Genomic DNA, 11,469 nt, shown 5'->3' with positions numbered 1-11,469 from the left:
ACTGCAGGGGGGACCCTGTGGGAGAGTAGGACGCCGCCGAACTAATTGTAGAGAAAACCCCCGTCCGGGGATACCGGACGGGGGTTTTCTGCGTTCAGGGCATTGGGTGATCGCAGCGCTTATGGTCGTTGTATGCGCTACGAACTCGTCATCTTCGACAATGACGGCGTCCTCGTCGACAGCGAGCCGATCTCCAACACGCTGCTGGCCGGCTACCTCACCGAACTCGGACACCCGACCTCGTACGAGGACTCCCTGCGCGACTACATGGGCGCCGCCATGCACCGCGTACACGACCTCGTGCTCGAACGGACCGGTCAGCGGCTGCCAGCCGACTTCGACGACGTGTTCCACGGGCGGGTGTTCGCTGCCTTCGAGCGCGAGCTGAAGCTCGTGCCCGGCGTCGTCGACGTACTGGAGAAGCTGACCGCCGACGGGGTTCCCTACTGCGTGGCGTCCTCCGGGAGCCATGAGCGGATCTGGGTCGGGCATCGCACGACCGGGCTCGACAAGTGGTTCGATGCGGGGCGGATCTTCAGCTCGCAGGACGTGGGACGGGGGAAGCCCGCCCCGGACCTCTTCCTGTACGCCGCCGAGCGGATGGGTGTGGTGCCGGAGAAGTGCGTGGTCGTCGAGGACAGTCCGCTCGGGGTGCGGGCCGCCGTGGCCGCCGGGATGGACGTGTACGGGTTCACCGCGATGACACCGGCCGAGCGGCTCACCGGGGCGAATCAACTCTTCGGGGACATGCGCGAGTTGAACGGCCTGCTGACCGGGCCGTCGTCATGAATTGACCCGGTGATCCATCTACCCACCGGTATTCCTGGGGCATACGCTGTGCCGCCATGACCGATGGCACGGGTGGCACGAGCGGTACAACGGGCGCGCAGCGCCGGGGCCGGAGAGCGCTGGGTTTCGGCTTCTTCGCGCAGGGGGTCGCGTTCGCGCTGCTGGTCACGCGGATCCCGGCCCTCCAGGACCAGTACGGGATATCCGACGGGCTGCTGCCCGTGTTCCTGGCCGCCGTGCCGATCCTGGCCGGTGCCGGCAGCGTCTGCACCGAGCAGCTGGTGAAGCGGGTGCGGCCCAGCCGGGTACTGCGGTGGTCGCAGCCCGTCGTGCTCCTGGCGTTGCTCGGGGCGGGCGCTGGGGACAGCCTGTGGCAGGTGGCCGTCGCGCTCGGCGTGTTCGGGCTCGCCGTCGGGGCTCTCGACGCCTCCATGAACATGCTCGGGGTGAGCCTGCAGCGCGCGTACGGGCGCAGCATCATGCTCGGCTTCCACGCCGCGTACAGCCTCGGGGGGATCATCGGCGCCTCGCTCGCGTGGGTCGGGGCGCACTGGGATCTGTCGCTGTTCGTGTCGTATCTGCCTGTGGTCGCGGTGCTGTTGCCGGCCACGTTCGTGGGGAGCCGGTGGTACGTCGACGCGGGGACCGGCGCCGCCGTGAAGGGGGCGCCGGGGCAGGCTGGCGGCGGGATCGTCTTCAAGATGCTGCTGCCGTTGTGCCTGGTGATGACCTTCGCGTACATCGGGGACTCGACCGTCTCCAACTGGAGTGCGAAGTATCTGCAGGACGTGCTGGGGAGCTCGGAGCAGCTGTCGACCGTTCCGTACAACGTCTACATGGTGATGACCCTGGTGGGGCGGGCCGTCGGCGATGTGGGGGTGCGGCGGCTCGGGGCCGTGGTCGTGGTGCGGCTGGGGTCGTTGGTGGCCGCGGTGGGGTTCGGGGTGGTGGCGGTGGCGCCCGGGCCGTGGGTGGGGATGCTCGGGTTCACGCTGCTCGGGCTCGGGCTGTGTGTGATCGTGCCGCAGACCTTCGCCGCCGCGGGCCGGATGTTCCCCGAGGACTCCGATGCGGCTGTCGCGCGGCTCAATATCTTCAACTACGTGGGTTTTCTGGTGGGTTCGCCGCTTGTGGGTGCTCTGGGCGATGCGTGGAGCTATCGGGGGGCGATGCTCGTGCCGATGGTGTTGGTGCTGGTGACGCTCGTGTACGCCCCTTCGTTCGGGTCCGGGACGGACCGATACGGTGGCAGGCATGAGCGGCCGCGCGCAGTTGATGTGGGACCCGGCGGTGACGGGGTATGACTTCGGTCCTGGCCATCCGATGGACCCGGTCAGACTGGACCTGACCCGGCGGCTCGTCGGGGCTTTCGGGCTCGACCGGGACGTCGACGTCGTCGCGGCCAAGCGGGCGGGGGAGTCGACGCTGCGGCTCGTGCACCGCCAGGACTACGTGGAGGCGGTCAAGGCCGCGTCCGCCGACCCGGGCGCCGCCGACCAGGCGTACGGGCTCGGTACCGTCGACGATCCGGCGTTCGCCGGGATGCACGAGGTGTCCGCGCTGATCGCCGGGCAGTCCGTGGGCGCCGCCGAGGCCGTGTGGCGGGGCGAGGCGCTGCACGCCGTGAACTTCGCCGGCGGGCTGCACCACGCCATGCCGGGGGCCGCGTCCGGGTTCTGCGTGTACAACGACGCGGCCCTCGCCATCGCGCGCCTGCTGGAACTGGGCGTCGAGCGGGTCGCGTACGTGGATGTGGACGTGCACCACGGGGATGGGGTGCAGGCCGCGTTCTGGGAGGACCCGCGCGTGCTCACCGTGTCGCTGCACGAGCATCCCCGGACGCTGTTCCCGCAGACCGGGTGGCCGGAGGAGACCGGCGCGGAAGGTCAGGCCGAGGGGACGGCCGTCAATGTGGCGCTGCCGGCGGGGACCGGGGACGCGGGCTGGCTGCGGGCGTTCCACGGGGTCGTACCGGAGCTGCTCGCGGAGTTCCGGCCGCAGGTGCTGGTGACGCAGCACGGGGCCGACACGCACTTCGAGGACCCGCTCGCGCATCTCGCGGTCTCGCTCGACGCGCAGCGGGCGGTGCAGGTCGCCTGTCACGAGCTGGCGCACGAGTACGCCGACGGGCGCTGGGTGGCTCTGGGCGGCGGCGGGTACGCCGTCGTGGATGTCGTGCCGCGGTCGTGGACGCATCTGGTCGCCATCGCTGCCGGGCGGGAGATCGCGCCCGAGACGCTGACCCCGGAGAGCTGGCGGCAGGAAGTGTTCGCCCGTACGCGGCAGTTGGCGCCCGGGCGGATGACGGACGGGCGCTGGCCCGTCGAGCACCGGGGGTGGGAGACGGGGTACGACCCCGCGGACCGTCTCGACCAGGCGGTCCTCGCCACGCGCAAGGCGGCGTTCCCGTTGCGGGGGTTGCTGCCCTAGGGGCCGACCGCCCAGCAGGCCCCAGCGGGACCGGCGCGGGGGGCGACATCGGCATTACTCCAAGTGTGGGGTGTTCTGCCGTTTTGGGGGCATCCGGGCGCTCAATGCGCCAGCATCGCAAGGGTGTTGAGCACCGGCACCCTGCGTGCGCATCTGTTGGCGGCTCGGCTTGCCGGGACCGTGGCGACCTCCCGCGAGGAGAGTCTGCGCAGTTATCGGCTGTTCGAGGCGCGTGATCCGCGTGTGCTGCTCGGACTCGACCCCGAATGGGCCTGGGGGCAGCGGGACCTGCTCGCGCTCATGGCCGACAAGTGCGGGGTCTCGCCCGATCCCGGCCACACCTCGGGGTTCGACGTCATCGACCCGGAGCTGACCCTGGCCGCGCTCGACGCCTTCGGCGACCGGCTCGGCAGAGCCGCCCACACCCGTTCCCCGGTACTCTTCGGAACCGGTCATCCGCACCGTCTGCTCGGCTTCTACGCCGCGCTGGCGGACGCTTTGTCGACGCTTGGATGCCCTGTCCTCACCCCGGCGCAGGGTCAGAGTGTCGACATAACGACCCGGTTCGGTCTACGCACGTACAACCTTGACTACGTACGAGGAGTCGCGCTGGTGCGCGAACCCGGCGCTGTGGAGCCCCATGGGGAGACCGGCGCACACACCCACTCACCACTGCCGGTTCGTACCGCTCTGGCTGCTTGTGCGGAGGCCGGCGGACCGCTTCCGCACCTTGTCGTGGGAGACCACGGGTGGGTCTGCGGTGCAGGTCAGTTGGGGTTCGATGCCATCGGCCTGGCCGATACGGATGATCCCGCACTGTTCGTCGGTGAGGCCGAGGGGCGGGTGTCCGTCGTCGTTCCGCTTGATGACGCTGTGCGGTCTGATTACTACCGACCGCTTACTCGCTATGTACTCAATCGAGCGTGTCTGTCACAGTAGGCGGCCGATCGCTGCTCCTCTTCCCCACTCGCACCACACGCCCCTAGTCTGGGGAGTGAGCACGCAACGACGTTGAGTCACCGGAAGGGGAAGCCGGTGGCCGTCGAGTGCGGAAGGTTCAGGTGTGACATGGCTGCAGGTGAGAGTAGGCCTCTGAACGAGGTGCAGTTCCTGACCGTGGCGGAAGTCGCGTCGGTCATGCGAGTGTCCAAGATGACCGTGTACCGACTGGTGCACAGTGGTCATCTGCCCGCGATCCGGGTGGGGCGGAGCTTCCGCGTCCCCGAGCAAGCGGTTCACGAGTACCTGCGCGAGTCCTACGTGGGGGTGGAAACAGGCTGACCGGCGCCCCCGGGAGCCCTTTGTCAGCTCCTGGGGACCCCTCGATTTCAAGCTCGGCGCTCAGGCGGGGTAGGCTGGCCCTCCGTAGGTCGTGTGGGCCCCAATGCAGCCCCGCACCGAGTGATTGTCCCCGCAAAGCGGGGGTTGTCCGAGAAGTGAGCGAGGGTAGTCGTGGGCTCTGTTATCAAGAAGCGCCGTAAGCGGATGGCGAAGAAGAAGCACCGCAAGCTGCTGAAGCGCACGCGCGTGCAGCGTCGCAACAAGAAGTAAGCGGCCGCTGAGAATTCAGCGCGGTCTGTGGCCCTCTCACCGTTCGGTGGGAGGGCCGCAGTGCGTTTCGGACAAGTTCCCGCAGGCACTCGTGGTTGCAGGGCCACGCGTAGCAGGCTCTGATCTGTGCGCACGCCTGTGGCGGTCGTCACTTGACGCATCGGGTGGTCATCACAGCGCAACAACGAACCGCTAACGTGGGCCGCGGATGCAGAGCGCGGCGGGGCTGGGACGGAAGGCAGGCGCTGATCTTGGGCAAGGTCGTGCTCGTGACCGGGGTGGCCCGGCAGCTGGGGGGCCGTTTCGTACGACGGATCCAGCGGGACCCGGAAGTGGACCGGGTGATCGGCGTGGACGCGGTGCCGCCCGCGCACCATCTGGGCGGGGCGGATTTCCTCCAGGCCGACATCCGGCAGCCGACGATCGCGCGGGTGCTCGCCGAGCACTCCGTGGACACGGTCGTCCACCTGGACGTCACCGGGACCCCGCTGGCCAGCGCCGGCCGCGGCTCGGTCAAGGAGACCAACGTCATCGGCACGATGCAGCTCCTCGGCGCGTGCCAGAAGGCGCCGAGCGTGAAGCGGCTCGTGGTGAAGTCGAGCACGAACGTGTACGGCTCGGCGCCGCGCGACCCGGCCGTGTTCACCGAGACGACCCCGCCGAAGTCGCTGCCGAGCGGTGGCTTCGCCAAGGACGCCGTCGAGGTCGAGGGGTATGTGCGCGGGTTCGCCCGGCGCCGCCCGGATGTCGCCGTGTGCGTGCTGCGGTTCGCCAACATCCTCGGTCCCACGGCTGATTCACCGCTCGCCGAGTACTTCTCGCTGCCGGTCCTGCCGACCGTGTTCGGCTACGACCCGCGGCTGCAGTTCGTGCACGAGGACGATGTGATCGAGGTGCTGCGGATCGCCTCGCACGAACCGGCGCGGGGGACGCTCAACAGTGGGACGTTCAACATCGCGGGCGATGGCGTACTGCTGCTGTCGCAGTGTTCGCGACGGCTCGGCCGGCCGACCGTTCCCGTGCTGCTGCCCGCCGTGACCTGGGTGGGCGGCGCGCTGCGTACGCTGGGGGCGACGGACTTCTCGCCCGAGCAGATCAGACTGCTCACCCACGGGCGGATGGTGTCGACGGCCCAGATGAGAGACACGCTCGGCTTCCGGCCCCGGTACTCGACCGCGGAGACCTTCGCGGACTTCGTCCGTGGCCGGGGCCCCGGACTGCTGCCGCCCCAGGCCCTGGCGGGAGCTGTGGACAGGATCGCGTCATTGTCCTTCCTGGGCGGCGGGCGCACACCTGGCCGCCCCGCGACGCAGAGCGCCAATTGAGGAGCGCGTGAACGATGGCGGATGCCAAGGTCATTCCGTTCGACGACGACAGGTCGCGGGGGGCCACCGGGAAGAGTGCCGGGCGGCGCAGGAGCCCGGGCGGCGGTGCGCGGCGCAAGGGCGATCCCGCGGGTTTCCGGGAGGTGCGTGAGGTGCAGTCGCTGCCGGCGCAGCAGCCGGGGCCGGACCAGGAGCCCGGGGAGCCGGCGCCCGCGGCGGACGGGGGCTGGGAGCGGCGGGTCGCGGGCGGGCTCGCGTTCCTGCGGCGGCGGCTCACCGGGGACTACGACGTCGACGAGTTCGGCTACGACAAGGAACTCACCGACCAGGTCCTGATGTCGCTGCTGCGGCCGATCGCGGAGAAGTACTTCCGGGTCGAGGTGAAGGGCGTGGAGAACATCCCGTCGCAGGGCGGCGCGCTGATCGTCTCCAACCATTCGGGGACGCTGCCGCTGGACGGCCTGATGATGCAGGTCGCCGTGCACGACAACCATCCGGCCGGGCGCCATGTGCGGCTCCTCGCGGCCGACCTGGTCTTCATGCTGCCGGTCGTCAACGAGCTGGCGCGCAAGGCCGGGCACACGCTGGCCTGCGCGGAGGACGCGCAGCGTCTCCTGGAGCGCGGCGAGCTGGTCGGGGTGATGCCGGAGGGGTTCAAGGGCATCGGGAAGCCGTTCAGCGAGCGGTACAAGCTGCAGCGGTTCGGCCGGGGCGGTTTCGTGTCGACGGCGCTGCGGGCCGGGACACCGATCGTGCCGTGCTCGATCGTCGGGGCGGAGGAGATATATCCGATGCTCGGCAATGCGAAGACGCTGGCGCGGGTGCTCGGGTTCCCGTACTTCCCGATCACGCCTACGTTCCCGTGGCTGGGGCCGCTCGGTGCCGTGCCGCTGCCGACGAAGTGGACCATCCAGTTCGGGGAGCCGATCCCGACCGACGGGTATCCGCCGGAGGCCGCCGAGGATCCGATGCTGATGTTCAACCTGACCGACCAGGTCCGCGAACAGATCCAGCACACCCTGTACAAGCTGCTGGTGCAGCGCCGCTCGGTCTTCTTCTGAGCTGTTCCGCGCGGACGGAAGGGCCCGGGGCAAGCCCCGGGCCCTTCCGTCCGCGCAGGTGTTACTGGGCGTCCTCGCCGTCGATGCCCAGGCCGGGCAGCAAGCCCGGCAGGAGCGGCGGCAGGGTCACGTCCGGCTCGACCGGGTCCGTGGTGCTGGACCTGCCCTCCGAGGGGGTGGGGGCCGTCTCGTCCTTCGGTGGGTCAAGGAGGCCGCCGGTGGTCTCGCCGAGGAGGCCGTCCTTGTCCTTGTCGCTGCCGGAGGTGGACGGCTTCGGCCGGGTGGAGCCGGTGCTCCCGTGCTCGGTGCCGGCCGAGCCGGACGGCGTCGAACGGTGGGTGCCGGGCGCCCCCGGCTTCGTACCGCCGCTTCGGCCGGTGCTCGCGGAGCCGCCCGACTTCGGGGGCTGCGGCAGCCGCGAACGCAGCGGATCGACTTCTTCGTCTATGGCGTCGAAGACCGAGCTCACCTGATCCCGTACGTCACCGAGCTGGACCGGCAGCCGGTCGCGCAGGTCGCTCCAGCTCCGCCGGTGCGACTGGGTGAACGCGGACAGGGCCTGGATCGGGCCGAGCGAACCGTCCCGCTTGTACGCCTCGCTGAGCAGCCGGTGTCCCTCGGACGCGTCGAAGCGCATGCCGGAGAGCGCACGTCTGATCTCACCCAACGACTCGTGGTCGAGGGGGCCGCTGCGGTCCCGCTCCATCAGCCGCCGCGCCTCGTTGAGCCGCGTCGACGCCTGGTCGAGGTAGATCTGGCCGCGGTCCGAATCGCTGTCGGCCAGGCCCAGCTTGAGATCCTCCATGCCGCGCTTGAGGCCGTAGAGGTTGTCACCGGGCAGGGCGTCGGAGCTCGCGGCGGCCACTCCGCCGAACGCCCCCGCCGCCACACCGACGGTGAGCCCGCCCGCGGCGAGGCCCTTGGACAGCCGGGAGCGGGGACGCAACGTCCGCAGGGAACTCGCGCGGTGGGCTCCCTTGGCCCGGGACCGCTGCTCCGGTACGGCAGGGCCCACGGAGCCCTCCTGGAGCATGGCCTCCATGGCGGCGACGAGCTGAGCCCGCTGCACCACTTTGACCTCGGGGTCCATTGTCGGTTTGGGCAGCTCGCCGAGGCCGGAGGCCAGGGACAGAAGCCTGTCCCGGTCGGTCCGATCGGACCGGTCGCTCTGCTGAGCGGCCGGTTCATCCGGCTGCTGCGCCGCCGGGTCCCGGTCGGGCTGGTCCTCCAGGTCCTGGGCGAAGGCGTTCGCCCGCCGGTGTGCCGATACGTTCGCGATCACTGGCGGCACCTCCTCTCGTCATGACGGTCGACTCCCATGTGGTCGACTCCCCAAGGGGTCCTGAGGGTTGCACGCCCTGACGGCTCGCACACGATCAGGTGAGCGAAGCCGGTCCAGGAGTGACCACAGGGAGCCTGCATCCCGCACAACGAGCGGCGCGGCACTTGGGTTACGGACGAAAGATGATCCGACCGCGATCACATCTCACCTTCACCGTAGGTGAGTTGAGAGTCGCGGGCGGTGACGGTGGCGTCAGCGGACGTCGTCGGGGAGGAGCCGGGCGAGCGTGCGCACGGCCCGGTACTGCAGCGTTTTGATCGCGCCCTCGTTCTTCCCCATCACGCGTGCGGTCTCGGCGACGGAGAGACCTTGCAGGAAGCGCAGCGTGACGCACTCCTGCTGCTGCGGGTTGAGACGGCGCACGGCGTCGAGCAGCGCCGCGTTGGAGAGGGATTCGAGGACGGAGTCCTCCGGGGAGCGCTCCACCTCGTTCGCGTCGAGCATCTCGCCCGTGGTCACTTCGAGGCGGAAACGGCTCGACTTGAAGTGGTCCGCGACCAGGTTGCGCGCGATCGTGACCAGCCAGGCGCCGAAGTCGCGGCCCTGCCAGGTGAAGGTGCCGATGCGGCGCAGGGCGCGCAGAAAGGTCTCGCTGGTGAGGTCCTCGGCGGTCGCCTTCCCGCCGACGCGGTAGTAGATGTAGCGGTAGACGGTGTCGCTGTACTGGTCGTAGAGGCGGCCGAAGGCGTCGGCCTCGCCGGACTGGGCGCGCTCGACCAGCTCCATCATGCGGGCGCTGTCGCTGTCCGCGGCGGGACGGCGGGCAGGGGTCGACGTACCGGAGGCGCCGGCGGCTCCGGAGCGTGTCCGTCTGCCGACTGTGGCGGCACCGGACTCGGCCATGGCGAAGCACGGGCCGGCGGGTGCGGCGACGGCGAGGGCGGGGACGGCGTACGCGGTGGGGACGAAGCCGCGCAAGCGGTCCGCGACCGTTGCGCGCAGCGTAGCCAGGCCCGAGGCGTCAACCCCGACGTGTTGAAACACGGGACTCCCAGAGGCAGAGCTTCCATCACGTGCAGTGCGGAACCGTTCACCCGTCGTGTTGACGTGTGGGTACCGGAATGCGTCTGAGGAGAATAACGCTTCGTGCAGGGAGCGCTACACCGAGTTGCTCAAATCATCGATTACGTCACTTCTGTAGCTGATCGACGATGGTTCGAGTACCGGAGAGTGACCACTTGCTGATCGGATTAGGTCATGTTCGGGCTACGCCAGTGACGCGTTGTGGCCGAGCGGTATCAACGGGACTGCCGGTGACCGGTCACGGGTAAGACCCTGGGTCAGCGACGGCGCCGGTGCAGGGCGATCGCCGCCGCCGTGCCGCCCGCGACGGCGCCGACGCCGGCCGCGGCCGGGATGCCGACCTTCGCGGCCTTGCGCCCGGTGCGGTAGTCCCGCAGCCGCCACTCCCGCTCGCGCGCGTACTTGCGCAGTTTCGCGTCGGGGTTGATCGCGTACGGGTGCCCGACGAGCGAGAGCATCGGGATGTCGTTGTGCGAGTCGCTGTACGCGGCGCAGCGGCCGAGCTCCAGGCCCTCCCCGGAGGCCAGCGCCCGGACGGCCTCCGCCTTCGCCGGGCCGTGCAGCGGTTCGCCGACGAGCCTGCCCGTGTACACGCCGCCGATGGACTCGGCGACTGTGCCGAGGGCGCCGGTCAGGCCGAGGCGGCGGGCGATGACCGTGGCGATCTCCACCGGCGCGGCCGTGACCAGCCAGACCCGCTGGCCCGCGTCGAGGTGGGCCTGGGCGAGAGCGCGGGTGCCGGGCCAGATCCGCTCCGCCATGTACTCGTCGTAGATCTCCTCGCCGATGGACATCAGCTCGGCGACGCGGTGGCCCTTGACGATGGACAGGGCGCTGTCGCGCGCGTCCTGCATGTGCTCGGGGTCCTCGACCCCGGCCAGCCTGAACCAGGCCTGCTGCCAGGCGAACCTCGTCAGCTCGCGGCGCTCGAAGAACTTTCGCTTGTACAGGCCGCGCCCGAAGTGGAAGATCGCGGCGCCCTGCATCACCGTGTTGTCCAGGTCGAAGAAGGCGGCGGCCTTGTCGTCGCCGACGACCGGGAACTCCGGTTCCGCGACGGCCCCGGGCAGTGCCTGCTCCTCCAGCTCCTGGGAGGTCTTGAGAGCGGCCTCCGCCGAAGCCTCGCCCGCGAGCACGCTCCGCGCTGTGGCAGCGCGCCTACGGGGCGTGAGCCATCCGAATCCAATCAGCGGCACTGCGTGCCTCCTACCGGGGCGGCGGTCGGGCGACGGGCGGGACATGGCGTGAGCATAGCCAGTTCGTCAGGTGGTTCCGGAGTCGAGCGGATTTCGGGAAGCTGTCGGCCGGGGGAATCCCAGCGTCGTACATGGGCCGGAGGCGGGGCCAGAATGGCCGGTATGAGTCCCATTTTTCGTCGCGGTGAGAAGAAGAATCCGCAGGAGCGCGTCGTCACGCTGATCGGGAAGCCCGGGTGCCATCTGTGTGATGACGCACAGGCGGTGATCGAGAAGGTGTGCGCCGAGGTCGGCGCGGTCTGGGAGAAGAAGGACATCAATGAGGACGAGGAGTTGTACCGCAAGTACTGGGAGCAGATCCCCGTCGTCCTCGTCGACGGCGCGCAGCACGACTTCTGGCGGGTGAAGGAGGAGCGGCTGCGGCGTGCGCTCACGCAGTAGCGCGGCGCGCACGCGGGGTGCCCGCGGTCGCGCACGTCACTGACCGAGGAGTCCAACTGGTCCCGAAAGTCGCCTAGGATCGAGGGCGGATTTGGTCCCGGGGGGCGTGGATCGTAAGGAAGGTGTGCGGTTTTGCCCCCCACAGGTGAGCAACGAAGCTGCCTTCACGCCGGTTCCCTCGGTGCCCGCCGGGGGTGCGTGACCCCGGTCACGTTGGCCGGGCAAATCGGACACCATCTTTGTGCACGCGTTCACAAAGACATAGCCTGCATTCGACGGGGCGGTCCAGGAACCACGAGCCGCCCGCAGCC

General features: G+C 69.7%; 12 protein-coding genes. 9 read left to right on the top strand and 3 right to left on the bottom strand.

The genetic code is table 11. The features are described from left to right. Positions 1–132: 132 nt before the first annotated feature. The 8 genes from ACZ45E_RS20090 (at position 133) to ACZ45E_RS20055 (ending at position 7,156) form a co-directional block, all read left to right on the top strand. Complete coding sequence (locus ACZ45E_RS20090; protein WP_468222318.1) at positions 133–789, top strand: HAD family hydrolase; 657 nt, start codon at positions 133–135, stop codon at positions 787–789. A gap of 56 nt (positions 790–845) precedes the next feature. Further along, positions 846–2,093, top strand: coding sequence for an MFS transporter (locus ACZ45E_RS20085; protein ID WP_468222317.1), 1,248 nt, complete (start codon positions 846–848; stop codon positions 2,091–2,093). Further along, positions 2,044–3,219, top strand: coding sequence for an acetoin utilization protein AcuC (locus tag ACZ45E_RS20080; RefSeq protein WP_468222316.1), 1,176 nt, complete (start codon positions 2,044–2,046; stop codon positions 3,217–3,219). Before ACZ45E_RS20085 ends, ACZ45E_RS20080 begins: the two co-directional genes overlap by 50 nt. A gap of 123 nt (positions 3,220–3,342) precedes the next feature. Further along, entirely contained in the window at positions 3,343–4,158 is an 816-nt protein-coding gene (locus ACZ45E_RS20075; protein ID WP_468222314.1) for a phosphatase, read from the top strand. A 129-nt stretch (positions 4,159–4,287) separates the two neighbouring features. Next, positions 4,288–4,500, top strand: coding sequence for a helix-turn-helix domain-containing protein (locus tag ACZ45E_RS20070; RefSeq protein ID WP_164560538.1), 213 nt, complete (start codon positions 4,288–4,290; stop codon positions 4,498–4,500). 171 nt (positions 4,501–4,671) lie between these two features. Continuing rightward, positions 4,672–4,770, top strand: a complete 99-nt coding sequence (locus ACZ45E_RS20065; RefSeq protein WP_003948845.1) for a 30S ribosomal protein bS22 — start codon at positions 4,672–4,674, stop codon at positions 4,768–4,770. Positions 4,771–5,021: 251 nt separating this feature from the next. After that, positions 5,022–6,095: an NAD-dependent epimerase/dehydratase family protein gene (locus tag ACZ45E_RS20060; RefSeq protein ID WP_468222313.1), complete on the top strand. Its 1,074-nt coding sequence runs from the start codon at positions 5,022–5,024 to the stop codon at positions 6,093–6,095. Positions 6,096–6,109: 14 nt separating this feature from the next. Beyond that, on the top strand, positions 6,110–7,156 hold the full coding sequence (locus ACZ45E_RS20055; RefSeq protein WP_468222312.1) for a lysophospholipid acyltransferase family protein: 1,047 nt from the start codon (positions 6,110–6,112) through the stop codon (positions 7,154–7,156). 61 nt (positions 7,157–7,217) lie between these two features. Here ACZ45E_RS20055 and ACZ45E_RS20050 read toward each other — a convergent pair whose 3' ends face one another. The 3 genes from ACZ45E_RS20050 to ACZ45E_RS20040 all read right to left on the bottom strand — a co-directional run bounded on the left by ACZ45E_RS20050 (position 7,218) and on the right by ACZ45E_RS20040 (position 10,711). Next, complete coding sequence (locus ACZ45E_RS20050) at positions 7,218–8,438, bottom strand: DUF5667 domain-containing protein (protein WP_468222310.1); 1,221 nt, start codon at positions 8,436–8,438, stop codon at positions 7,218–7,220. 252 nt (positions 8,439–8,690) lie between these two features. Next, on the bottom strand, positions 8,691–9,482 hold the full coding sequence (locus ACZ45E_RS20045) for an ECF subfamily RNA polymerase sigma factor, BldN family (protein ID WP_468222309.1): 792 nt from the start codon (positions 9,480–9,482) through the stop codon (positions 8,691–8,693). 296 nt (positions 9,483–9,778) lie between these two features. Then, positions 9,779–10,711, bottom strand: a complete 933-nt coding sequence (locus tag ACZ45E_RS20040; RefSeq protein ID WP_468222348.1) for an HAD family hydrolase — start codon at positions 10,709–10,711, stop codon at positions 9,779–9,781. Positions 10,712–10,879: 168 nt separating this feature from the next. Between ACZ45E_RS20040 and ACZ45E_RS20035 the strand changes: the two genes are divergently transcribed. After that, the gene (locus ACZ45E_RS20035) at positions 10,880–11,158 is read left to right on the top strand and encodes a glutaredoxin family protein (RefSeq protein WP_468222307.1); all 279 of its coding nucleotides are present in this window, start codon (positions 10,880–10,882) and stop codon (positions 11,156–11,158) included. Positions 11,159–11,469: the final 311 nt, after the last annotated feature.

The organism is Streptomyces sp. NPDC030991 (genome assembly GCF_055571235.1).
Note: the sequence above shows the minus strand (reverse complement) of the source record. Positions and strands in the feature narration are given on the sequence as shown.

Excerpts from the sequence above, each read along its gene's own strand:
- ACZ45E_RS20090 (WP_468222318.1), top strand. The coding sequence starts at position 133 with ATGCGCTACGAACTCGTCATCTTCGACAATGACGGCGTCCTCGTCGAC.
- ACZ45E_RS20085 (WP_468222317.1), top strand. The coding sequence starts at position 846 with ATGACCGATGGCACGGGTGGCACGAGCGGTACAACGGGCGCGCAGCGC.
- ACZ45E_RS20080 (WP_468222316.1), top strand. The coding sequence starts at position 2,044 with ATGAGCGGCCGCGCGCAGTTGATGTGGGACCCGGCGGTGACGGGGTAT.
- ACZ45E_RS20070 (WP_164560538.1), top strand. The coding sequence starts at position 4,288 with ATGGCTGCAGGTGAGAGTAGGCCTCTGAACGAGGTGCAGTTCCTGACC.
- ACZ45E_RS20055 (WP_468222312.1), top strand. The coding sequence starts at position 6,110 with ATGGCGGATGCCAAGGTCATTCCGTTCGACGACGACAGGTCGCGGGGG.
- ACZ45E_RS20035 (WP_468222307.1), top strand. The coding sequence starts at position 10,880 with ATGAGTCCCATTTTTCGTCGCGGTGAGAAGAAGAATCCGCAGGAGCGC.